Raw genomic sequence first — 23,694 nt, forward strand, 5'->3', positions numbered from 1 at the left:
AGCAAGACAGGCAGCACAAACTTTATTGAGTGAGTTGGTAATGGCAAGTGATTTTGGAAAAGTCGGCGTTCTGTTCGGCGGTCGCTCCGCAGAGCGGGAAGTGTCGCTGATGTCCGGCAAGGGCGTCCTCGCGGCGCTGCGCAGCAAGGGCATCGACGCGCACGGCTTTGATCCGGCGGAGCGCAGCATCGCCGAACTGGCGGCGCAGAAGTTCGACCGCGTGTTCATCGCGCTGCACGGCCGCTACGGTGAAGACGGCACGCTGCAGGGCGTGCTGGAGCAGCTCGGCCTGCCTTATACCGGCTCGGGCGTGATGGCGTCCTCAATCGGCATGGACAAGATCATGACCAAGCGCATCTGGCTCAGCCACGGCCTGCCGACGCCGCGTTTCGCCGTGCTCGACGCCAAGGAGACCACGCGCGAAGACCTGCGCAAGGTGCCCGACGAACTCGGCCTGCCGTTGATGCTGAAGGCGCCGCATGAAGGTTCGACCATCGGCATCAGCAAGGTGATCGGCTATTCCGACATGCAGGACGGCTTCGACCTGTGTGCGAAGTACGACGAAGTGGTGCTGGCCGAGGAATTCATCACCGGCCGCGAACTGACGGTACCGGTGCTAGGCACCGGCCGCAATGCGCGCGCGCTGCCCATCGTCGAGATCCGCGCGCCGCAGGGCAACTACGATTACGAGCACAAGTACTTCAGCGACGACACGCAGTACCTGTGCCCGGCGCCGCTGGACGAGGAACTGACCAAGCGCATCCAGTCGCTGGCCGTGCGCGCCTTCAATGCGGTCGGCAGTTCCGGCTGGGCGCGCGTCGACTTCATGCTGCGCGCCGCCGACAACGAACCCTTCCTGCTGGAGATCAATACTTCGCCGGGCATGACCGGCCATTCTCTCGTGCCCATGGCGGCCAAGGCCGCCGGCGTGAGCTATGAAGACTTGTGCGTCGAGATCCTGCGTTCCGCGGACCTCGACCTGAAGCCGTCGCAAGACTGGAAACCGGCGTAAGGAAAAGAGCAGAAACCATGTGGCACGACGTCCGAATGCTCAACGCAACCACCAACACCCTGCTCGGGCTGCTGGTGCTGAGCCTGCTCGGCACGGGTTTGTGGTGGGTCGCGCATCGGCCGATGTTTACGCTCAAGACAATTCAGGTCGAAGGTGTCGGCGAAACGTCGCTGCGGCACGTTAATGCTTCCACGGTGCGCACGACCGCGCTGCCGCGCATCAAGGGCAACTTCTTCACCGCCGACCTCGACGATGTGCGGCAGGCGTTCGAAGCGGTGCCCTGGGTGCGCAAGGCGGCGATCCGCCGCGAATGGCCGAACAAGCTGATCGTGCAGGTGGAGGAGCATCTGCCGCTGGCTACCTGGGGCGACGACGGCAAGCTGGTGTCGGTCAAGGGCGACATCTTCACCGCCAACCTCGACGAGGCCGAAGAGGATGGCGCGCTGCCGGAGTTCGACGGACCGGACGGCAGCGAGAAGGAAATCGTGGCGCGCTACCGCGAGCTGACCGAATGGTTCAAGCCGGTCAGCCTGGTGCCCGAGAGCGTGCAGCTGTCGAGCCGCTATGCCTGGTCGGTGAAGCTGAACAACGGCATGACGGTCGAATTCGGCCGCGAACAGAGCAAGACGACCTTGAAGGACCGGGTCGACCGGCTGATCGGGATTTATCCGCAGCTTGTCAGCCGCCTGCAGGACAAGATTGAAAGTGTGGATATGCGGTACCCGAACGGATTGGCGTTGAAAGCGCCTGGCATCAAGTTCGCGCCGGAAAGCAAAAAAGCAAAGCGATAATCATGACAAAAGACGCAAAAAACCTGATCGTCGGCCTCGACATCGGCACCTCGAAAGTGGTGGCGGTGGTGGCCGAGGTAATGCCTAACGGGAGGCATGAGGTCATCGGACTCGGACAGCACGAGTCCAAGGGACTGAAGAAGGGGGTAGTGGTCAACATCGAGACGACGGTCGAGTCGATCCAGCGTGCGCTGGAAGAGGCCGAGCTGATGGCTGACTGCAAGATCAAGAACGTCTTCACCGGCATTGCCGGCAGCCATATCCGCAGCTTCAACTCCAGCGGCATGGTCGCCATCAAGGACAAGGAAGTCACGCCCACCGACGTGGCGCGCGTGATCGAAACCGCGAAGGCGGTCAACATCCCGACCGACCAGCAGCTGCTGCACACGGTGCCGCAGGAATTCATCGTCGACAGCCAGGACGACGTGCGGGAGCCGATCGGCATGAGCGGCATCCGCCTCGAAGTGAAGGTGCATATCGTCACCGGCGCGGTGTCGGCGGTGCAGAACATCGTCAAGTGCGTGCGCCGCTGCGGCCTGGAAGTCTCCGACCTGATCCTGCAGCCGATGGCATCCGCCGACGCGGTGCTCACGCCCGACGAGAAGGAGCTCGGCGTGGTGCTGATCGACATCGGCGGCGGCACCACCGACGTGGCCATCTTCACCGAAGGCGCGATCCGCCACACCGCCGTGATCCCGATCGCCGGCGACCAGATCACCAACGACATCGCGATGGCGCTGCGCACGCCGACCGCCGAAGCCGAAGAAATCAAGCTGCGCTTCGGCGTGGCCAAGCAGGTGCTGGCCGATCCGGGCGAGACGCTGGAAGTGCCCGGCCTCGGCGACCGCGGTCCGCGCAGCCTGTCGCGCCAGGCGCTGGCCGCCGTGATCGAGCCGCGCGTCGAAGAATTGTTTGCCCTCGTGCACCAGGTGGTGCGCGAGTCCGGTTACGAAGAAGTTCTGTCGTCAGGCCTGGTCCTGACCGGCGGCTCGGCGATGATGCCGGGCATGGTCGAACTGGCAGAGGATATTTTCCTCAAGCCGGCGCGGCTTGGAGTGCCCGAGTACAGCGGTCAACTGGCGGACGTGGTGCGAAGCCCCCGCTATTCGACCGTGCTCGGTTTGTTGCTGGAAGCGAAGAAGCAGTACCTGCGCGGCCACATCGTCACCAGCCAGGACGGTTCGGTGAAGGCGGTATGGCAGCGCATGAAAGAATGGTTTTTGGGTAATTTTTAACGTTTATTATTTTCGGCATCAACTGCAGTTTGCAGTGGCTAGTCGCCACACCGCGTGGTGATTATCGACTGAAAACTGCATCATCATCTAAGGGAGTCATCATGGAAATCGATATGATCGATAACGCAAACCTGGGCACGGTGATCAAGGTCGTCGGTGTCGGTGGCGCAGGCGGCAACGCAGTTCAGCACATGATCAACAAGGGCGTGTCCGGCGTTGAATTCATCGCGGCCAACACCGATGCGCAGGCATTGGCGGAATCGAAGGCCCACAACGTCATCCAGATCGGCGAAAGCGGCCTGGGCGCAGGCATGAAGCCGGAAGTCGGCCGCCAGCTGGCGGAAGAATCCCGCAGCCGCATCGTGGACGCGCTGCGCGGCGCGCACATGGTCTTCATCGCCGCCGGCATGGGCGGCGGCACCGGCACCGGCGCCGCACCGATCGTGGCCGAAGTCGCCAAGGAACTCGGCGCGCTGACCGTCGCCGTGGTCTCCAAGCCCTTCTCCTATGAAGGCGCGAAGTGCATGGAAATCGCCGACGAAGGCCTGGACGCGCTGTCCCAGCACGTCGATTCGCTGATCGTCATCCTCAACGAGAAGCTGGAAGAGATCTACGAAGACGACAGCATGATCGAATGGCTGCAGCATGCCGACGACGTGCTCAACAACGCAGTCGCCGGCATTGCCGAGATCATCAACGTGCCGGGCCACATCAATGTCGACTTCAACGACGTCAAGACCATCATGGGCGAGCAGGGCAAGGCGATGATGGGTACCGCCACTGCCAACGGCGTCGACCGTGCGCGCATCGCTGCCGAGCAGGCGGTCGCATCGCCGCTGCTCGACGGCATCGACCTGTCCGGCGCGCGCGGCGTGCTGGTCAACGTCACCGCCAGCCGCAGCCTCAAGGGCAAGGAAATCAAGGAAGTCATGGCCACCGTGCGCGCCTTCGCCGCTCCGGATGCGTCGATCGCGCAGGGTATCGCCTACGACGACGCCATGGGCGACAACATCCGCGTCACCGTGGTCGCCACCGGCCTGGGCCGCGCGCGCAAGAACGTGCAGCTGGTGCAGACACCGGTGCTGCGTACCGGCACCCACAACGAGCCGATCATGCAGGGCGGCCTGATGGGCCAGGGCGCTGCACAGGGCGCGGGTTCCTTCCAGGGCCTGAGCAAGCCGGCCGTCTGGCGCCGCGAGTCGGCTTCCGACACCGTGCGCGCACTGGAAAAGAACGGCATGGAAACCTACGACATCCCGGCCTTCCTGCGCAAGCAAGCCGACTAAGATCTCTTCCGCCCGAACCCGCCGGTCCGGCTTCATGCAGGACCGGCAATAACAGGGCATACTGCGGTCTGTACGCCGCGCTCCTCGTGAAAACGGGCGGCGCGGCGTTTTCATTGGCGCTGCCGCATCGGCGTATCGATGCAGGCCTTTGCGTCATACCCCGGCAACACCACAGACGCTATACAACACAAGACACATTACAAGAGGACACATCATGACCATCAAAGTCGGCGACAGCCTGCCTGAAGGCAATCTCTCGGAATTCATCGAAGTGGAATCGGAAGGCTGCTCGCTCGGCCCGAACACCTTCAACGTCGGCGAACTGGCCAAGGGCAAGAAAATCGCGATCTTCGGCCTGCCGGGCGCGTTCACGCCGACCTGCTCGGCCAAGCATGTGCCGGGCTATGTCGCCAATGCCGAACAGCTCAAGGCCAAGGGCGTGGACGAAATCTGGTGCATCTCGGTCAACGACCCGTTCGTGATGGGCGCCTGGGGCCGCGAGCAGAAGTCGACCGGCATCGTGCGCATGATGGCCGACGGCGATGCATCGTTCAGCCGGGCAATGGGCCTGGTCGCCGATGTGCCGCGCTTCGGCATGGGGACGCGCTCGCAGCGCTACTCGATGCTGGTCGAGGACGGCGTGGTCAAGCAGCTGAACGTGGAACAGCCGGGCAAGTTCGAAGTCTCCAATGCGGAAACCCTGCTGGGCCAGCTGGCCTGAGCTTCCGCCGAGCTGTGATTTGAAAGGCCGGAGGGCGCATGCTCTCCGGCCTTTGCTTTTTTTACGGCCGTAAAGGAATCAGGCGGCGGGCGCCACCACTACCTTCACCTGCGCCTCCTTCAGCACCTTCATCAGGGCTTCCGGCGGTTTTGCATCGGTGAACAGCATATCCACCTGCGACAGATGCGCCATCCTCACCAGCGCCTGCCGTCCGAACTTGTCGTGATCGGCCACCAGCCAGACTTCACGCGACTGCTCGATGATGGTCTGCGCGACCTTGACTTCGCGCGCATCGAAGTCGCGCAGCGTGCCGTCGGCCTCGATGCTGGAAATGCCGATGATGCCGATGTCGACCCTGAACTGCCGGATGAAGTCGATGGTCGCTTCGCCGACGATGCCGCGGTCGCGCCCGCGCACCACGCCGCCGGCAATGATGACTTCGCAGCCGGTGTTGTCGGCGAGGATGGCCGCCACGTTCAGGTTGTTGGTCACCACATGCAGGCCATGGTGATGCGACAGCGCCCGGGCCACTTCCTCGGTGGTGGTGCCGATATTGATCAGCAGCGAGCAGCCGGACGGCACCTGTTTCGCCACCTCGCCGGCAATGCGCCGCTTGGCGTCGATGTTCATGACCTGGCGCTGGCTGTAGTCGATGTTTTCCACCGACGACGGCAGGCCGACGCCGCCGTGATACCTCGCCAGCAGCTTGGCTTCCTCCATCTGCTTGACGTCGCGGCGCACCGTCTGCGGAGTGACGTCCAGTTCCTGCGCCAGTTCCTCCACCGACATCGTCACGCGCCGCCGTACCGCTTCCAGCAAGCGCCTTTGACGTGGATTAAGAGTCATTCCTTTTCTCCAACCTTGAGTGGTTTCCTACTTAAAATACCAAAACGAACAGAAACGAACAAATAAAAACAATAAAGCTGTTGATTTTGGTTCGAATGGCGTATCTTGTCGGTGTCATCTTACCGGGAATAAATATCAGGGGCGAGACGGATGGAAAACAGTCAGCACAGCCTGGAATGCGACCTGCTGGTCGTGGGCGGCGGCATCAACGGCGCCGGCATCGCGCGCGATGCCGCCGGCCGCGGCCTGAGTGTCATCCTGTGCGAAAAGGACGATCTCGCCGCACATACCTCGTCCGCCTCGACCAAGCTCATCCATGGCGGCCTGCGCTACCTGGAACACTACGAATTCAACCTCGTGCGCAAGGCGCTGATCGAGCGCGAAGTGCTGCTGCGCTCGGCGCCGCACATCATGTGGCCGCTGCGCTTCGTGATGCCGCATGACAAGGGCCAGCGGCCGGGCTGGATGATCCGCGCCGGGCTGTTCCTCTACGACCGCCTCGCCCGGCGCGAACTGCTGCCCGGCTCGGAGAGCATCGACCTGCGTACCCATCCGGCGGGCGCGCCGCTCAAGCCCGAATTTACGCGCGGCTTCGTCTATTCCGACGGCTGGGTCGACGACGCCCGCCTGGTGGTCTTGAATGCAATCGATGCCGCCGAAAAGGGCGCCAGGGTATTCACCCGGATGGCCTGCGAATCGGCCAGGCGCGAGGGCGGGCACTGGATCGCGCGGCTGCGCGGGCCGGACGGAGCCGCCGTCCATGTCAGGGCGCGCAGCCTGGTCAACGCCGCCGGGCCCTGGACCGCGCATTTCCTGCAGAGCGCCGCGCAGCGCCCTTCGGCCAAGTCGCTGCGGCTGATCAAGGGCAGCCATATTGTCGTGCGCCGCCTGTTCGATCATCCTTACGCTTACATCTTCCAGCATCCCGACGGCCGCATCGTGTTCACCATTCCCTACGAACAGGAGTTCACGCTGGTCGGCACCACCGACATCGATTACCAGGGCGACGCCGGCAAGGTCGCGATCGACCAGCAGGAGATCGGCTACCTGTGCGAACTGGCCAGCCGTTATTTCCGCACGGAGATTACGCCCGACGACGTGGTCTGGAGCTATTCCGGCGTGCGCCCGCTGGTCGAGGACGAAGCCGCCAGTGCTTCCGCCGTGACGCGAGACTACCGGCTCGAGCTGGATGGCGAAGGAGACAGCGCGCCGCTGCTGTCGGTGTTCGGCGGCAAGATCACCACCTTCCGCAAACTGGCCGAGGAAGCGGTCGACATGCTGGCCTCCCGCTTGCCGGTCCGTAACGGCGCATGGACGGAACAGGCCTGCCTGCCGGGCGGCGACCTGTTCGGACCCGAGCCCAACAACCGCGCGGTGAGCGAATTCGACAGCTTCGTGCATGCTGTGCAGCGCGAATATGCATGGCTGCCGCCACTGCTGGTGACGCGCTATGTGCGCGCCTACGGCACGCGCATCCATGCATTGCTGAGCGGGTGCACCCGCATCGCCGACATGGGGCAGGAAATCGCTCCCGGCCTGTTCGCCGCCGAGGTGAATTACCTGATGCGCAAGGAATGGGCAACGACCGCCGGCGACATCCTATGGCGGCGCTCCAAGCTCGGCCTGCACGTGCCGGCCGGTACAGAAGCCGTGCTGGATGCCTGGATGCAGGCGAGGAGGGTGGCGGCATAAGGAAAGGCAAGAACCAGAGGGACGGATTACGCAAGCAAGGATAACAACCGACAAGAACCCGAGGAGACAGACAGCGTGCATCTGGCATTGGAAAACGTGAGCAGGAAGCAGGGCGCGGAAGATCACATCTATCCGCTGTCGCTTGCGCTGGAACCCGGCACCATCAACGTGCTGCTGGGCACCACGCGCGCCGGCAAGACATCGCTGATGCGGCTCATGGCGGGACTCGACCGGCCCAGCGGCGGACGCGTGCTGGCCGACGGCCGCGACGTCACCGGCGTGCCGGTGCGCGAACGCGACCTGGCCATGGTCTACCAGCAGTTCATCAACTATCCCTCGTTCACCGTTTTCGACAACATCGCCTCGCCGCTGCGCATCAAGCGCGTGCCGGAAGCCGAAGTGAAGAAGCGCGTGACCGCCATGGCCGAGCGCCTGCACATCACGCCTTACCTGCAGCGCTCGCCGGCGGAACTGTCCGGCGGTCAGCAGCAGCGCACCGCGCTGGCACGCGCGCTGATCAAGGATGCGGGCCTGCTGCTGCTCGACGAGCCGCTGGTCAATCTCGATTACAAGCTGCGCGAGGAACTGCGGCGCGAACTGACCGAACTCTTTTCCGAAGGCAGGACCACGGTCGTGTATGCGACCACCGAGCCGCTGGAAGCGCTGCAGCTCGGCGGCCATGTCGCCGTCCTGCATGAGGGACGGCTGCTGCAGAACGGCCCGACGGTCGACGTCTTCAACACGCCCAACTCCATCCAGTCGGCGCGCACCTTCAGCGATCCGCCGATCAACCTGATTCCGGCCAGCATCGATGCCGACGGCCGCGCGCGCCTCGGCAACGAACTGGCGATACCGCTGAACGCCGCGCAGCTGCAGGCGGCCGCAAGCCATCCTCACCTCATGGCCGGCATACGCGCGCACAGCCTGCGCCTGCAGGCCCGCCATGCCGACGATGCAGCCATCGATGCGCAGGTCGAGCTGTCCGAGATCAGCGGTTCGGAAACCTATCTCCATGTGCATCGCGGCGACATCAAGCTGGTCGCGCAGCTGCCCGGCGTGCACGACCTCGAACTCGGTTCGCGCTGCAGCATGCATTTCCGGCCGGGCGAGCTGTTCCTCTTCGCTTCCGACGGCACGCTGCTGTTCGCGCCGTCGCAAGTTTCGGCGGGAGCATAGGCATGGCCCGCATCGAACTCAAGGACCTGGCCCATGCCTACAAGCCCAATCCCGCCGGGCCGGCAGACTATGCATTGCATCCGATGAACATGCAGTGGGACGACGGCGGCGCCTACGCGCTGCTCGGCCCGTCCGGCTGCGGCAAGACCACGCTGCTCAACATCATTTCCGGACTGGTGCGGCCCTCGCACGGCCGGGTGCTGTTCGACGGCAAGGACGTGACCGACCTGCCGCCGGAAGCCCGCAACATCGCCCAGGTGTTCCAGTTCCCCGTCATCTACGACACCATGACGGTGTTCGACAATCTCGCCTTCCCGCTGCGCAACCGCGGCTGGAAGACGGCCGACATCAACCGCCGCGTGCAGCAGGTGGCCGAGATGCTGGAACTGGCGCCGGACCTGAAGCATCGCGCCAGCGGCCTGTCTGTCGATGCGAAGCAGAAGATTTCGCTCGGCCGCGGCCTGGTGCGCCCGGACGTGGCCGCCGTGCTGTTCGACGAACCGCTGACCGTGATCGATCCGCACCTGAAGTGGCTGCTGCGCCGCAAGCTCAAGGAAATCCACCAGGAACTCAAGCTCTCGCTGATCTACGTCACCCACGACCAGGTCGAAGCGCTGACCTTCGCCGACAAGGTAGTAGTGATGACCCAGGGCGAAGTGGTGCAGGCCGGCAGCGCCCAGGAATTGTTCGAGCAGCCGGCGCATACCTTCGTCGGCTACTTCATCGGCAATCCCGGCATGAACCTGCTGCCCTGCCTGGTGCGCGACGGCGTTGCCCATGTCGACGGCGCCAGCATCGCGCTGGCGCCGGAAGCTGCAGGCAGACTGCAGGGTGCCCAGGGTGAGGTCAAGCTCGGAATCCGGCCTGAATTCATCGAGTGCGAAGCGCAGCCAAGGCCCGGCACGGTGGCCGCCACAGCCGCGACGGTACGCAATCTCGGCACCCACATCCTTGCCGAATTCCGGCTCGGCGACCATGTTCTCGCCGCCAAGCTGCGGCATCTCGATGCGAAGGCGGGCGATACCGTGCATCTGCGCCTGCCGCCGGAAAGAACGCTGTACTACGTCAACGACAAGCGGGTGGCCTGACATGAAAACCCAGAACAATCGCGCCTGGTTCCTGATCCTGCCGGTGATCCTCTGCGTCGCCTTCTCGGCCATCGTGCCGCTGATGACCATCGTCAACTACTCGGTGCAGGACATCCTGAGTCCGACCCAGCATGTGTTCGTCGGCACCGAATGGTTCAAGATGGTGATGCGCGACAGCGAACTGCACGGCGCGCTGTACCGGCAGATGCTGTTCTCGCTGTCGGTGCTCGCAATCCAGATTCCGCTGGGCATCCTGATTGCATTGAGCATGCCGGCGCAAGGCTGGAAGGCATCGCTGTCGCTGGTGCTGATCGCCTTGCCGCTGCTGATTCCCTGGAACGTGGTCGGCACCATCTGGCAGATCTTCGGCCGCGGCGACATCGGCCTGCTCGGCTACGGCATCAACAGCCTCGGCATGAACTACAACTACACCGGCGATTCGCTCGATGCCTGGATCACCGTGCTGGTGATGGATATCTGGCACTGGACGCCGCTGGTGGTGCTGCTGTGCTACGCCGGCCTGCGCGCCATTCCCGATGCCTACTACCAGGCGGCGCGCATCGACGGCGCCTCGCGCTGGGCGGTGTTCCGTTTCATTCAGCTGCCCAAGCTGCGCAACGTGCTGATGATCGCGGTGCTGCTGCGCTTCATGGACAGTTTCATGATCTACACCGAACCCTTCGTGCTCACCGGCGGCGGGCCCGGCAATGCCACCACCTTCCTGTCGCAGTACCTGACGCAGAAGGCGGTCGGCCAGTTCGACCTCGGACCGGCGGCGGCCTTCTCGCTGATCTACTTCCTGATCATTCTGCTGTTCTGCTTCCTGCTCTACAACTGGATGCAGCGCGTCGGCACGGGAGACCAGAAATGATGAGCAAACGCCTGACCGCACCGATCCTGATCGTCTACCTGCTGCTGTCGCTGCTGCCGATCTACTGGATGCTCAACATGTCGCTCAAGACCAATGAGGAAATCACTGGCGCGCTGACGATGTGGCCGAGCCACCTGACCTTCGACAACTTCAAGACCATCTTCACCGATCCGTCCTGGTATGACGGCTATATCAATTCCATCATCTACGTGGCCATCAACATGGTGCTGTCGGTGGCGGTGGCCCTGCCTGCGGCGTATGCGTTCTCGCGCTATACCTTCCTCGGCGACAAGCACCTGTTTTTCTGGCTGCTGACCAACCGCATGACGCCGCCGGCGGTATTCCTGCTGCCGTTCTTCCAGCTGTATTCGACGGTCGGCCTGATGGATACCCACCTGGCGGTGGCGCTGGCGCACATGGTGTTCAACGTGCCACTGGCGGTATGGATTCTGGAAGGCTTCATGTCCGGCATTCCGAAGGAGATCGACGAGACCGCCTACATCGACGGCTACAGCTTCCCGAAATTCTTCATCAGGATCTTCCTGCCGATGATCAAGTCGGGCGTCGGCGTGACGATGTTCTTCTGCTTCATGTTCAGCTGGGTCGAGCTGTTGCTGGCGCGCACGCTGACCTCGGTCAACGCCAAGCCGATCGCCGCGACCATGACGCGCACCGTGTCGGCGGCCGGCATGGACTGGGGCGTGCTGGCCGCGGCCGGCGTGCTGACCATCGTGCCCGGCGCGCTGGTGATCTGGTTCGTCCGGCACTACATCGCCAAGGGCTTCGCCATGGGGAGGGTGTGACATGGAAAACATGCTGGCCTGGATGGCCTGGACGCCGCCGGTGGCCGTCTTCTTCAGCCTGATCGTGCTGATGCTGATCGTCATGACGGTCTGGGAAATGCGCGTGCCGACGGTGGAGCGCAAGGGCTTTCTGCCCATCAGCACCACCCGCGGCGACCGCCTGTTCATCGGCTTGCTGACCGCCGCCTACATCAACCTGATCTGGGCCGGCCTGACCGACCTGCATCAGGCCGTCGGCGCGGTCATCGGATTTGTCGTGTTGTTGATTGTGATGCGCTGGGGCTGACCCAGGTTATGGGCTTGCCGGCGCGGGGCGGATTCCTTTCCGCCGCCTCGCGCTCCCTTCTGTGGGAAGGATATAAAAAGGTGGAGATATGAAACTCAAACTGACAGCATTTGCGGCGGCGGCCATGCTGGCTTCGGGCGCATCCTGGGCCGACATGCAGGCTGCCCAGAAATGGGTGGACCAGGAATTCCAGCCGTCCACGTTGAGCAAGCAGCAGCAGCTCGAAGAGATGAAGTGGTTCATCGCCGCCGCGGACAAGCTCAAGGCCAAGGGTGTCAAGGAAATCAGCGTGGTGTCGGAAACCATCGACACCCACGTCTATGAATCCAAGACCCTGGCCAAGGCCTTTACCGAAATCACCGGCATCACCGTCAGGCACGACCTGATCCAGGAAGGCGACGTCGTCGAGAAGCTGCAGACCTCGATGCAGTCGGGCAAGAGCATCTACGACGGCTGGATTTCGGATTCCGACTTGATCGGCACCCATTACCGCTACGGCGCGATCGAACCGCTGTCGGACTACATGAACGGCAAGGGCAAGGAATTCACCAACCCCAACCTCGACCTCAAGGATTTCATCGGCACCAGCTTCACCACTGCGCCCGACGGCAAGCTCTACCAGCTGCCCGACCAGCAATTCGCCAACCTCTACTGGTTCCGCGCCGACTGGTTCGAGCGCCAGGACCTGAAGGACAAGTTCAAGGCCAAGTACGGCTACGATCTCGGTGTGCCGGTCAACTGGTCGGCCTATGAAGACATCGCCAACTTCTTCACCAACGACGTCAAGGAAATCGACGGCAAGAAGGTCTACGGCCACATGGACTACGGCAAGAAGGACCCGTCGCTCGGCTGGCGCTTCACCGATGCCTGGCTGTCGATGGCCGGCACCGCCGACAAGGGCATCCCGAACGGGCTGCCGGTTGACGAATGGGGCATCCGCGTCGCCAACGACAAGTGCACGCCGGTCGGCGCCTCGGTTTCTCGCGGCGGCGCCACCAATTCGCCGGCGGCCGTGTATGCGCTGACCAAGTATGTCGACTGGATGAAGAAATACGCGCCGCCGCAGGCCAACGGCATGACCTTCTCCGAAGCCGGCCCGGTGCCGGGGCAGGGCGAGATCGCGCAGCAGATCTTCTGGTACACCGCCTTCACCGCGCCGATGACCAAGGCCGCCGCCGTCATCAACCAGGATGGCACGCCGAAGTGGCGCATGGCTCCCGGACCGCACGGCCCCTACTGGAAGGACGGCATGCAGAACGGCTACCAGGACGTCGGCTCCTGGACCTTCTTCAAGTCGACGCCGGATGACCGCAAGGCGGCCGCCTGGCTGTATGCGCAGTTCGTCAATGCCAAGACCACGTCGCTGAAGAAGTCGATTGTCGGCGTGACCTTCGTGCGCGACTCCGACATCCGCCATGAATACTTCACCAAGAATGCGGCGAAGTACGGCGGCCTGATCGAGTTCTACCGCAGCCCGGCGCGCGTGGCATGGACGCCGACCGGCACCAACGTGCCCGACTATCCGAAGCTGGCGCAGCTGTGGTGGAAGAATGTCGCCACCGCGGTCACCGGCGAGAAGACGCCGCAGGCGGCGATGGATACGCTGGCCGAGGAAATGGATCAGGTGATGGCGCGCCTGGAACGCGCGGGCATGAAGAACTGCGCGCCCAAGCTCAATCCGAAGGGCGATCCGAACAAGTACCTGTCCGATACCGGCGCGCCGTGGAAGAAGCTGGCCAACGAAAAGCCGAAGGGCGAAACCATTGCCTATGACAAGCTGCTGCAGGCCTGGAAGGAAGGCCGCGTGAAGTAATATCATGCGCTTTGGAAGTTGAAGCGCGAAGGCAGATGGCAGGTGCGGCGCAAGCCGTGCCTGCCGCTTACGTTGTCTGGTTTGTCCGTCGTTCCGCAATCGGCATCATCATGGAGTGTCACCGGTGACTCAATACATCCTTGCCCTCGACCAGGGCACCACCAGCTCGCGCGCCATCCTGTTCGACCATGCGGGCGTGCCGCGGGGCGTCGCGCAGCGCGAATTTCGGCAGATCTTTCCGCACTCCGGCTGGGTGGAGCACGATGCCGGCGAAATCTGGCAGAGCCAGCTGGCGGTGGCGCAGCAGGTGTTGAAGGAGAGCGGCGTCGCTGCCTCCGACATCGCAGCCATCGGCATCACCAACCAGCGCGAGACCGTCGTGCTGTGGGACCGCAGGAGCGGCGAGCCGGTCGCCAATGCCATCGTCTGGCAGGACCATAGAACCGCCGGCCTGTGCGATGCGCTGCGCGAACAGGGCAAGGGTGAAATCTTCCAGCAGAAGACAGGCCTGGTGGTGGATGCCTATTTCTCGGGCACCAAGCTGAAATGGCTGCTCGACAATACGCCCGGCGCCCGTGCGCGGGCCGAGCGCGGCGAACTCGCCTTCGGCACCGTCGATTCCTGGCTGATCTATAAGCTGTGCGGACGGCATGTGGCCGATACCAGCAATGCTTCGCGCACCCTGCTGTTCAACATCCACACCATGCAATGGGACGAGGAACTGCTGGCCCTGCTCGACGTGCCTGCCAGCCTGCTGCCCGAGGTCGTGCCGAGCAGCGGCATCGTCCGCGAATGCAATCCGGACCTGTTCGGCGCGGCGATTCCGATTGCCGGCATCGCAGGCGACCAGCAGGCCGCCACCTTCGGGCAGGCCTGCCACCGGCCCGGCATGGCGAAGAACACCTACGGCACCGGCTGTTTCATGCTGCTCAATACCGGCAAGCAGGCGATCGCCTCGCGCAACAACCTGCTGACCACGGTCGGCTGGACGATCGGCGGCCAGTCGGACTACATGCTCGAAGGCAGCGTCTTCAATGCCGGCGCGGCGGTGCAGTGGCTGCGCGACGGCCTCGGCATCATCAACACCTCGGCCGAGGTCGAGGCGCTTGCGCAGAGCGTGCCCGACACTGGCGGCGTCTTCTTCGTGCCCGCGTTCGCCGGCCTCGGCGCGCCGTACTGGGATGCCTATGCGCGCGGCACCATCGTCGGCATCAGCCGCGGCACTACCAAGGCGCATATCGCGCGGGCCACGCTCGCCGGCATCGCCTACCAGAGCGCGGATGTGCTGGAAGCGATGCAGCGCGACGCCGCGATCGAATTGACCGAGCTGCGCGTGGACGGCGGCGCGGCGCGCAACGACCTGCTGATGCAGTTCCAGGCCGACGTGCTCGGCGTACCGGTGGTGCGGCCCACCGTCACCGAAACCACTTCCCTGGGCGCGGCCTATCTGGCCGGGCTCGCGGTCGGCTACTGGCAGTCTCAGGAGGAAATCGCTTCGCAATGGCAGGCGGAAAAGCGCTTCGAACCGGTGATGCCGGCCGACGAGCGGGCCGAGCGGCTGGCGCAATGGCGGCGCGCGGTGCAGCGTTCCCAGCAGTGGCTGGAATGACATCCGGAAACTGCACAAACCGCATGGCGCGCACCCGCGCCATGGCATTGCCTGTCGTTTCACCAATGCTCTTGCCGGGAAGTACTTAATCGTGGTGTAAGTCCAACAGGGCTTACATCCCTTAACAACTGACCCATGGGTTAGTTGCTATACTTCCACGATGCTCACACAAAGAACCGTCAAACAACTTGTCAAGACCACCGGCGTCGGTCTGCACTCCGGCACCAAGGTCGAGCTCACCCTGCGCCCGGCGGCGCCGGATACCGGCATCGTCTTCCGCCGCGTCGACCTGAATCCTCCGGTCGACCTGCCCGCGAGCGCCACCGGCGTCGGCGATACCCGCATGGCTTCGGTGCTCGATCGCGACGGGGCAAGGGTTTCGACGGTAGAGCATCTGATGTCGGCCTGCGCCGGACTCGGCATCGACAACCTGTATGTCGACGTCACCGCCGAAGAAATCCCCATCATGGACGGCTCGGCCGCTTCATTCGTCTTCCTGCTGCAGCAGGCGGGGCTGCAGGAACAGAACGTTCCCAAGAAATTCATCCGGGTAAAAAAGCCGGTGGAAGTCCGCGAAGGCAAGGGCGCGCAGGAAAAGTGGGCGCGCCTCGAGCCATACGACGGTTTCCGCCTGAAGTTCTTCATCGAATTCAATCATCCCGCCGTCGATGCCACCGGCCAGTATGCGGAAGTCGATTTCGAGGCGGAATCCTATGTCAAGGAAATCGCGCGCGCCCGCACCTTCGGCTTCATGCAGGACGTGGAAACCCTGCGCGGCATGGGTCTGGCACGCGGCGGTTCGCTGGAAAACGCGATCGTGATGGATGAGTACCGCATCCTCAACGCCGACGGTCTCCGCTATGACAATGAATTCGTGCGGCACAAGATCCTCGACGCCATCGGCGACCTGTACCTGATTGGCCATCCGCTGCTGGCCAGCTATACCGCCCACAAATCCGGGCATACGCTCAACAATCTCCTGCTGCGCGAATTGCTGGCCCATCCCGATGCTTACGAGATCGTCACCTTTTCCTCGGTCGAAGGCGCACCGCTTGCCTATGCGCAGCAGACGCGGCAGGAATGGGCATTCAACTGATTTTATAAACTGATCAAGTCGTCACGCACCGCAGACGCGTCCTGCCTGTGCGGCGCCATGCGGCGCTCAGCGATTGCCGTGATGCCGCTTCACCATCGCGTCCAGCGCCGCCTTCAGCGCTTCGTTCTGCGGGGAATCTTCCAGCGATTCCTTGAGATTGGCGAGCGCCGACAGGGCCTGCGAAGGCAGCTTCAGCTGCTTGACCGGCCTTGGCCTTTCGACAGCCTTTCTGACTTGCACTTTTAACCTTATTGCGCTAACCTGCCAGCCCCGCTGCAGCAGGGCCTCTTGCAATTTCGGCAACTGCTGCTTGAGCCTTGCCGCAAGCGCGGCGTTCGGTATCGAAAAAACAAGTTGTCCGGCGTCGAACTGCACCACGGAACAGACGTCAAACACCGCGGGAAGAATTGCCCTGCAATCCTGTTGCAGAGCGGACATCCGTTTCACTGCAGGCAACAGCGCAGCCATCTTGTCATCGGCGCGCAAATAATCGGTTACGCCTTGAGCGGTTCGTTTAGATGAACCGCGCGTTGTTCTTGTGGCTGGCTGAAAGTTGAGAAATGAGGGCGGGCGAGTCATGCCCGGAACCTTATCACACCTCATCCATGATGGACGAATCGCAGGAGTCGTAATGCAAATTATCCTGTTGCACCCGCGTTTTAACGCCAAGTCTGTCACGCTTACCCATTGGCATCTGCTGCTTGCCGCATTGGCTTTCATCACCGCAGTCATCGCATCGGCTTCGCTCTTCTACTACTTCACCTTCCGCCACGCCACCGAACTTGATATTCCCCTGGTCAAGGAAGCACTGGTCTCCGCCACCCAGGACGACACCGACAGAAAAGACAGATACGTCAAGGAAAACCTGACGGCCATGGCCACGAAGCTCGGGGAAATGCAGGCCCAGCTGATGCGCCTCGATGCGCTCGGCGAGCGGGTGCAGGGACTGGCCGGCGTCAAGCCGCAGGAATTCAACTTCAGGGAATTGCCGGGGCGGGGAGGGGCCGAACCGTCGGGCGTCAAGGACAAGCCCCTGAGCATGAATGAATTCCAGCAACTGCTGGAAGCCACCGCAAAGGACGTGGAACACCGGGCGGACTACATGAACGTGGTGGAAAGCACGCTCATGAGCCAGAAGATCCGGTCCAAGCTGCTGCCTACCACCCAGCCGGTCAATGTCAGCTACAACGCTTCCGGCTTTGGCTGGCGCCTCGATCCTTTCACCGGCCGCAGCACCTTTCATGAAGGCATCGACTTCGCAGCGATGCCGGGCACGCCCATCGTGGCAGCCGCCGGCGGCGTCGTGATCGCGGCGGAATACCATCACCAGTTCGGCAACATGCTCGAAATCGACCACGGCAACGACATGGTCACGCGCTATGCCCATGCCTCCCGCCTGCATGCGAAGCTCGGCGACATCGTCAATCGCGGCCAGCATGTCGCCGACATTGGCTCGACCGGGCGCTCCACCGGCGCGCACCTGCACTTCGAAGTGCTGGTCAAGGGCGTGCAGCAGGACCCGCACAAATTCCTGGCCGCAGGTGCGGACCAGGCCAAGCTGGCTGCGCTGGCAGCCAGGAATTGATGCCGCCGGCGATATTGTCGATGCGGCTATTGTTTCCCGCCCATCAATCCCCATGTTCCCCTGCAACAAGCAGACGGCGCCCGCCTGCAAGGGTCTGATTCCGGATCAAGCTGAGCTTGGCGGGCTGCATGATAGAATCCGCAATTTAGCCAAGGTTCGGACACTGCGAGCTTATGCCACTCCCGAGACTCGCGGGCCATTAATCAGAATTCAAGCATGTCATTACTGACCCAGATTTTCGGCAGTCGCAACCAGCGACTGGTCAAGCAATACCAAAAGACCGTCCGCGAGATCAACGCGCTCGAGCCGGCCATGGAAAAGCTGTCGGATGCGGAGCTTCAGGCGAAGACGCCGGAGTTCAAGGAACGCATCGCCAAGGGCACTTCCCTCGACGACATCCTGCCGGAGGCCTTCGCGGTCTGCCGCGAGGCCAGCAAGCGCGTGCTCAAGATGCGCCACTTCGACGTGCAGCTGATCGGCGGCATGGTGCTCCACTACGGCAAGATTGCCGAAATGGGAACAGGCGAGGGCAAGACCCTGATGGCGACGCTGGCGGCCTATCTCAATGCGCTGTCCGGCAAGGGCGTGCACGTGGTGACCGTCAACGATTACCTCGCCCAGCGCGACGCCGAATGGATGGGCAGGCTGTACGGCTGGCTGGGCCTGACCACCGGCATCAACCTGTCGCAGATGGCGCATGACGTCAAGCAGGCCGCCTACGCTTCCGACATCACCTACGGCACCAACAACGAGTTCGGCTTCGATTATCTGCGCGACAACATGGTCTACGATACGAACGACCGCGTGCAGCGCAGCCTGAATTTTGCGATCGTCGATGAAGTCGACTCCATCCTGATCGACGAGGCGCGCACGCCGCTGATCATTTCCGGCCAAGCCGAAGACCATACCGACCTGTACGTCAAGATGAACGACGTGCCGCCGCAATTGACGCTGCAGATCGGCGAAGAAACGCCGGACGGCAAGGGCAAGGTCGAAGTGCCCGGCGACTATACCAAGGACGAGAAAGCCCACCAGGTGCTGCTGACCGAGGCCGGCCACGAGAAGGCCGAGCAGATCCTGACCCGCATGGGCCTGCTGCCGGAAGGCGCCTCGCTGTACGACCCGGCCAACATCACCCTGATCCATCACCTGTACGCCGCGCTGCGCGCCCACACGCTGTACCACAAGGACCAGCATTACGTGGTGCAGAACGGCGAAGTGGTGATCGTCGACGAATTCACCGGCCGCCTGATGACCGGCCGCCGCTGGTCGGAAGGCCTGCACCAGGCGGTCGAAGCCAAGGAACGCGTCAAGATCCAGAACGAGAACCAGACGCTGGCCTCGATCACCTTCCAGAACTACTTCCGCATGTACGGCAAGCTGGCCGGCATGACCGGCACCGCCGATACCGAAGCCTACGAATTCCAGGAAATCTACGGCTTGGAGACCGTGGTCATTCCGCCCAACCGTCCGAGCCAGCGCAAGGACCGCCAGGACCAGGTGTACAAGAGCGCGCAGGAGAAGTACAACGCGATGCTCGCAGACATCCAGGACTGCTACGAGCGCGGCCAGCCGGTGCTGGTGGGCACCACATCGATCGAGAACTCCGAACTCCTGTCGGGCATCCTGACCAAGGCGCAGCTGCCGCACAACGTGCTGAATGCAAAGCAGCATGCACGCGAGGCGGAAATCGTCGCCCAGGCCGGACGTCCGAAGATGATCACCATCGCCACCAACATGGCGGGCCGCGGCACCGACATCGTCCTGGGCGGCAATGTCGAGAAACAGATCCAGATCATCGAAAGCGATCCCAACCTGAGCGAGGCCGACAAGGCGGCGCAGGCGAAGACCCTGCGCGATGAATGGCAGTCGCTGCACGATCATGTCGTGTCCGCAGGCGGCCTGCATATCATTGGTACCGAGCGCCATGAATCGCGGCGCGTCGACAACCAGCTGCGCGGCCGTTCCGGACGCCAGGGCGACCCGGGCTCCTCCCGCTTCTACCTGTCGCTCGACGATCCGCTGCTGCGCATCTTCGCCGGCGACCGCGTGCGCGCCATCATGGACCGCCTCAAGATGCCCGAAGGCGAGCCGATCGAGGCCGGCATCGTGAGCCGCTCGATCGAATCCGCGCAGCGCAAGGTGGAAGCCCGCAACTTCGATATCCGCAAGCAGCTGCTCGAATACGACGACGTCGCCAACGACCAGCGCAAGGTGATCTACCAGCAGCGCAACGAGCTGCTGGAAGCGCACGAAGTCTCCGAGATGATCGCCGCGCTGCGCCAGGGCATGTTCAGCGACCTGTTCCGCGAATACGTTCCGGCCGACTCGATGGAAGAGCAGTGGGACATCAAGGGACTTGAGACCTTGCTGGCCAATGAGTGGCAGCTCGAGGTCCCGCTGTCGAAGATGCTGGAAGCCGAACCCAACCTGACCGATGAAGACCTGCTGGAGCGCGTGCTGAAGGCTGCCGACGATGCCTACAACGCCAAGGTCGAAGTCATCGGCAAGGAAGCCTTCGGCGGCTTCGAGCGCAGCGTCATGCTGCAGAGTATCGATACCCACTGGCGCGAGCACCTGGCGGCGCTGGACCATCTGCGCCAGGGCATCCATCTGCGCGGCTATGCGCAGAAGAATCCGAAGCAGGAATACAAGCGTGAAGCCTTCGAACTGTTCGGCCAGATGCTGGACCTGATCAAGAACGAGGTGGTGCGCATCGTGATGACGGTCCGCATCCAGTCGCGCGAGGAAATCGATGCCGTCGAGGAGCAGCTGTCGCATTCGCAGGTGGAAAACATGCATTTCCAGCATGCCGACTTCAATCCGAATGCGGCGCCGGAAGAGCTGATGGCGCCTGTGGCGACCGCCGACGAGGCGCAGCGGCAGGCCGAAGCCGCGAACCTGCCCAAGGTCGGACGCAACGATCCCTGCCCCTGCGGCAGCGGCAAGAAGTACAAGCAGTGCCACGGCAAGCTGAGCTGATCGTCGCAGTTGCACTGCGCGAATGAAGCAGGCATGAAAGGGCAGGGCAACCTGCCCTTTTTTCATTGCCGGCCTCGCATGCGCCTGATGCTGCAGCACCGGCGCATCAAGCGCCCGATGCGTTTACAATAACGCTCTTGTCCAATTGCCCCGCGAGCAACGCTGCCATGGCCGTCAATCTTCCGCTTCCCGTTCCCGCCAACCTGAAACCCGTCGCCGGCATCGAGCTCGGCCATGCCGAGGCCGGCGTCCGCAAGGCCAACCGCAAGGACCTGCTGGTGATGCGTCTGGCGCCGACGGCAACCGTTGCCGGCGTCTTCACCAAGAACCGTTTCTGCGCGGCACCCGTGCAGATCTGCAAAACGCATCTCGAAAAACTGGCATCGTCCTCCGCGCCCATCCGCGCGCTGCTGATCAACACCGGCAATGCCAACGCCGGTACCGGCGAGACCGGCCTGGCCAATGCCAATGCCACTTGCGCCGCGCTGGCGGAACTGCTCGGCTGCGATGCGTCGCAGATCCTGCCGTTCTCCACCGGCGTGATCCTGGAACCCCTGCCGGTCGACCGCATCAAGGCCGGCATGCCGCAGGCCATCGCCAATCTCAAGACCGACAACTGGTACAACGCGGCCGAGTCCATCATGACCACCGACACGCAGCCGAAGGCGGCATCGCGCACCGTGACCATCGCCGGCAAGAGCGTCACGATGACCGGCATCAGCAAGGGTGCAGGCATGATCAAGCCCAACATGGCCACCATGCTCGGCTATCTCGCGATGGATGCGAAGGTGCCCCAGCCGCTGCTCGAGCGCATGGTGAAGGAGGCTGCCGACAAGTCCTTCAACTGCATTACCATCGACGGCGATACCTCGACCAACGACTCCTTCATGCTGATCGCCACCGGCGCCGGCCAGCTCGAAGTGACCGATGCCGGCTCGGCCGAATATGCGGAGCTGTCAGCCGCGGTCACGGCGATTTCGCAGGAACTGGCACAGATGATCGTGCGCGACGGCGAGGGTGCGACCAAGTTCATGACCATCACGGTGGAAGAGGGCAGCAGCACCGACGAGTGCCGCCAGATCGCCTATTCGATCGGTCACTCGCCGCTGGTCAAGACGGCGTTCTACGCCTCCGACCCCAACCTCGGCCGCATTCTCGCGGCGATCGGCTATGCGGGCATCGGCGATCTCGACGTCAGCAAGATCAACCTCTATCTGGACGATGTCTGGGTCGCCAAGGATGGCGGCCGCAATCCCGACTACAAGGAAGAAGACGGCCAGCGCGTGATGAAGCAGAGCGAAATCACGATCCGCGTCAGGCTGGCGCGCGGCAGTGCCGCGGCGACCATCTGGACCTGCGACCTGTCGCATGACTATGTCAGCATCAACGCCGATTACCGTTCCTGACCGTACCGATCGACTCCATGACGCAACTCGACCAGTTCCTGGCGCGGGCAGAAGCGCTGCTCGCCCGCATAGAAACCTATCTTCCCTCTGCCACCCCGGCACCCGACTGGAACGCGGGCACCGCATTCCGCTGGCGCAAGCAGGGCGGCAAGAATGGGCGCGGCTACCTGCAGCCAGTGGCCCATCCGGCGCGCATCGCGCTGTCCGACCTGCACAACATCGAAGCGCAGAAGCAGCAGATCGAGCAGAACACCCGGCAGTTCGTCGAAGGCCGCCCGGCCAACAACGTGCTGCTGACGGGCGCGCGCGGCACCGGCAAGTCTTCGCTGATCAAGGCCTGCCTGAACCAGTTCGCCGACCGCGGCCTGCGCCTGATCGAAGTCGACAAGGATGATCTCGGCGACCTGCCCGACATCGTTGACTTGGTGGCGTCCCGCCCCGAGCGCTTCGTGATCTTTTGCGATGACCTGTCCTTCGAGGAAGGCGAGAGCGGCTACAAGGCATTGAAGGTGGCGCTCGACGGCAGCATCGCCGCACAGTCGGACAACGTGCTGATCTATGCGACGTCGAACCGCCGCCACCTGCTGCCCGAGCGCATGTCTGACAACGCCGGCTATACCCATACCGAAGACGGCGACCTGCATCCCGGCGAAACGGTGGAAGAGAAGATTTCCCTGTCCGAGCGTTTCGGCCTGTGGGTCTCGTTCTACCCGTTCAAGCAGGACGACTATCTCGATATCGTCGCCCACTGGCTGCGCCATTTCGGCTGCAATGACCGGCAGGTCGAGGAATCCCGCGCCGACGCGCTGCGCTGGGCGCTGCAGCGCGGTTCCCGCTCCGGCCGCGTCGCGTTTCAATTCGCCCGCGACCACGCAGGCAAGACGGCACGCTAAGCTGTTTTTCTCATGACCGCCAAGTCCGCTTCACCCATCGACGTCGCCGTCGGCATCCTGATGAAACCCAACGGCGACGTTCTGCTCGGCCAGCGTCCGGACGGCAAGCCTTATGCCGGTTACTGGGAATTCCCGGGCGGCAAGGTCGAGCCGGACGAATCGATACTCGATGCGCTCAAGCGCGAGTTCGTCGAGGAACTGGGTATCGACATCGTTTCGGCCGAGCCCTGGTGCGGCGTCGAGCATGTCTACCCGCACGCCCATGTCCGTCTGCATTTCTACATCAGCCGCGAATGGGCCGGCGAGCCGCAAAGCTTGGAAGGCCAGGCGTTTGCCTGGCAGGGCACGCTCGGTGTCGAGCCTCTGCTGCCCGCTACCATTCCTCTCATCGAATGGCTGGACAAGGTGCGTTACGCCTGAATCCTTCCAACCTCATCACATGCTGTATTCATTTCAATACGCTGTACACATACGTATACGCGCGTCCAAGCCATTGAAACAAA

General features: G+C 63.0%; 21 protein-coding genes. 19 read left to right on the top strand and 2 right to left on the bottom strand.

Annotated features, from left to right (window positions below; genetic code table 11):
• The first annotated feature begins 40 nt into the window (after positions 1 to 40).
• From IGW03_RS01120 to IGW03_RS01140, 5 genes are all read left to right on the top strand, one after another.
• Entirely contained in the window at positions 41 to 1,012 is a 972-nt protein-coding gene (locus IGW03_RS01120) for a D-alanine--D-alanine ligase (RefSeq protein WP_194720661.1), read from the top strand.
• Positions 1,013 to 1,029: 17 nt separating this feature from the next.
• Positions 1,030 to 1,803 (top strand): cell division protein FtsQ/DivIB, encoded by a 774-nt coding sequence (locus IGW03_RS01125; protein WP_194720662.1) that lies wholly within the window; start codon positions 1,030 to 1,032, stop codon positions 1,801 to 1,803.
• 2 nt (positions 1,804 to 1,805) lie between these two features.
• Entirely contained in the window at positions 1,806 to 3,038 is a 1,233-nt protein-coding gene (gene ftsA, locus IGW03_RS01130) for a cell division protein FtsA (protein ID WP_194720663.1), read from the top strand.
• Between the two features lie 101 nt (positions 3,039 to 3,139).
• Positions 3,140 to 4,324 carry a cell division protein FtsZ gene (ftsZ, locus tag IGW03_RS01135; RefSeq protein ID WP_194720664.1) on the top strand — a complete coding sequence of 395 codons (1,185 nt, stop codon included), beginning with the start codon at positions 3,140 to 3,142 and terminating at the stop codon, positions 4,322 to 4,324.
• A gap of 214 nt (positions 4,325 to 4,538) precedes the next feature.
• Positions 4,539 to 5,045, top strand: coding sequence for a peroxiredoxin (locus IGW03_RS01140; protein WP_194720665.1), 507 nt, complete (start codon positions 4,539 to 4,541; stop codon positions 5,043 to 5,045).
• Between the two features lie 78 nt (positions 5,046 to 5,123).
• On the opposite strand, the gene IGW03_RS01145 is transcribed toward IGW03_RS01140, so the two are convergent.
• The gene (locus IGW03_RS01145) at positions 5,124 to 5,891 is read right to left on the bottom strand and encodes a DeoR/GlpR family DNA-binding transcription regulator (RefSeq protein WP_194720666.1); all 768 of its coding nucleotides are present in this window, start codon (positions 5,889 to 5,891) and stop codon (positions 5,124 to 5,126) included.
• Between the two features lie 150 nt (positions 5,892 to 6,041).
• Here IGW03_RS01145 and glpD point away from each other — a divergent pair, with 150 nt between their 5' ends.
• The 9 genes from glpD to lpxC all read left to right on the top strand — a co-directional run bounded on the left by glpD (position 6,042) and on the right by lpxC (position 16,325).
• Complete coding sequence (gene glpD, locus IGW03_RS01150; protein ID WP_194720667.1) at positions 6,042 to 7,583, top strand: glycerol-3-phosphate dehydrogenase; 1,542 nt, start codon at positions 6,042 to 6,044, stop codon at positions 7,581 to 7,583.
• Positions 7,584 to 7,658: 75 nt separating this feature from the next.
• Positions 7,659 to 8,759, top strand: coding sequence for an ABC transporter ATP-binding protein (locus IGW03_RS01155; RefSeq protein ID WP_194720668.1), 1,101 nt, complete (start codon positions 7,659 to 7,661; stop codon positions 8,757 to 8,759).
• A 2-nt stretch (positions 8,760 to 8,761) separates the two neighbouring features.
• A complete protein-coding gene (locus IGW03_RS01160) occupies positions 8,762 to 9,847 on the top strand; it encodes an ABC transporter ATP-binding protein (RefSeq protein WP_194720669.1) in 1,086 nt (361 codons plus the stop codon).
• A gap of 1 nt (position 9,848) precedes the next feature.
• On the top strand, positions 9,849 to 10,718 hold the full coding sequence (locus IGW03_RS01165) for a carbohydrate ABC transporter permease (protein ID WP_194720670.1): 870 nt from the start codon (positions 9,849 to 9,851) through the stop codon (positions 10,716 to 10,718).
• On the top strand, positions 10,718 to 11,521 hold the full coding sequence (locus IGW03_RS01170) for a carbohydrate ABC transporter permease (protein WP_194721184.1): 804 nt from the start codon (positions 10,718 to 10,720) through the stop codon (positions 11,519 to 11,521). The genes IGW03_RS01165 and IGW03_RS01170 overlap by 1 nt, the downstream gene beginning before the upstream one ends.
• Position 11,522: 1 nt before the next feature.
• Positions 11,523 to 11,807: a DUF2160 domain-containing protein gene (locus IGW03_RS01175; protein ID WP_194720671.1), complete on the top strand. Its 285-nt coding sequence runs from the start codon at positions 11,523 to 11,525 to the stop codon at positions 11,805 to 11,807.
• Between the two features lie 88 nt (positions 11,808 to 11,895).
• The gene (locus tag IGW03_RS01180; protein ID WP_194720672.1) at positions 11,896 to 13,620 is read left to right on the top strand and encodes an ABC transporter substrate-binding protein; all 1,725 of its coding nucleotides are present in this window, start codon (positions 11,896 to 11,898) and stop codon (positions 13,618 to 13,620) included.
• Between the two features lie 124 nt (positions 13,621 to 13,744).
• A complete protein-coding gene (glpK, locus tag IGW03_RS01185; protein ID WP_194720673.1) occupies positions 13,745 to 15,229 on the top strand; it encodes a glycerol kinase GlpK in 1,485 nt (494 codons plus the stop codon).
• A 160-nt stretch (positions 15,230 to 15,389) separates the two neighbouring features.
• Positions 15,390 to 16,325, top strand: coding sequence for a UDP-3-O-acyl-N-acetylglucosamine deacetylase (gene lpxC, locus IGW03_RS01190; protein ID WP_194720674.1), 936 nt, complete (start codon positions 15,390 to 15,392; stop codon positions 16,323 to 16,325).
• Between the two features lie 66 nt (positions 16,326 to 16,391).
• On the opposite strand, the gene IGW03_RS01195 is transcribed toward lpxC, so the two are convergent.
• On the bottom strand, positions 16,392 to 16,904 hold the full coding sequence (locus tag IGW03_RS01195) for a DciA family protein (protein ID WP_194720675.1): 513 nt from the start codon (positions 16,902 to 16,904) through the stop codon (positions 16,392 to 16,394).
• 52 nt (positions 16,905 to 16,956) lie between these two features.
• On the opposite strand from IGW03_RS01195, the gene IGW03_RS01200 reads away from it, so the two are divergent.
• The 5 genes from IGW03_RS01200 (at position 16,957) to IGW03_RS01220 (ending at position 23,611) form a co-directional block, all read left to right on the top strand.
• The gene (locus IGW03_RS01200) at positions 16,957 to 17,910 is read left to right on the top strand and encodes a M23 family metallopeptidase (protein ID WP_194720676.1); all 954 of its coding nucleotides are present in this window, start codon (positions 16,957 to 16,959) and stop codon (positions 17,908 to 17,910) included.
• Between the two features lie 216 nt (positions 17,911 to 18,126).
• Positions 18,127 to 20,892, top strand: a complete 2,766-nt coding sequence (secA, locus tag IGW03_RS01205) for a preprotein translocase subunit SecA (RefSeq protein ID WP_194720677.1) — start codon at positions 18,127 to 18,129, stop codon at positions 20,890 to 20,892.
• Positions 20,893 to 21,059: 167 nt separating this feature from the next.
• Complete coding sequence (gene argJ / locus IGW03_RS01210) at positions 21,060 to 22,298, top strand: bifunctional glutamate N-acetyltransferase/amino-acid acetyltransferase ArgJ (RefSeq protein ID WP_194720678.1); 1,239 nt, start codon at positions 21,060 to 21,062, stop codon at positions 22,296 to 22,298.
• A gap of 17 nt (positions 22,299 to 22,315) precedes the next feature.
• Positions 22,316 to 23,191 carry an ATP-binding protein gene (locus tag IGW03_RS01215; RefSeq protein WP_194720679.1) on the top strand — a complete coding sequence of 292 codons (876 nt, stop codon included), beginning with the start codon at positions 22,316 to 22,318 and terminating at the stop codon, positions 23,189 to 23,191.
• A gap of 12 nt (positions 23,192 to 23,203) precedes the next feature.
• Complete coding sequence (locus IGW03_RS01220; protein ID WP_194720680.1) at positions 23,204 to 23,611, top strand: NUDIX domain-containing protein; 408 nt, start codon at positions 23,204 to 23,206, stop codon at positions 23,609 to 23,611.
• Positions 23,612 to 23,694: the final 83 nt, after the last annotated feature.

The sequence above is a fragment of the Noviherbaspirillum malthae genome (genome assembly GCF_015352985.1).
In the GTDB taxonomy this organism is placed as follows: domain Bacteria; phylum Pseudomonadota; class Gammaproteobacteria; order Burkholderiales; family Burkholderiaceae_D; genus Noviherbaspirillum; species Noviherbaspirillum malthae.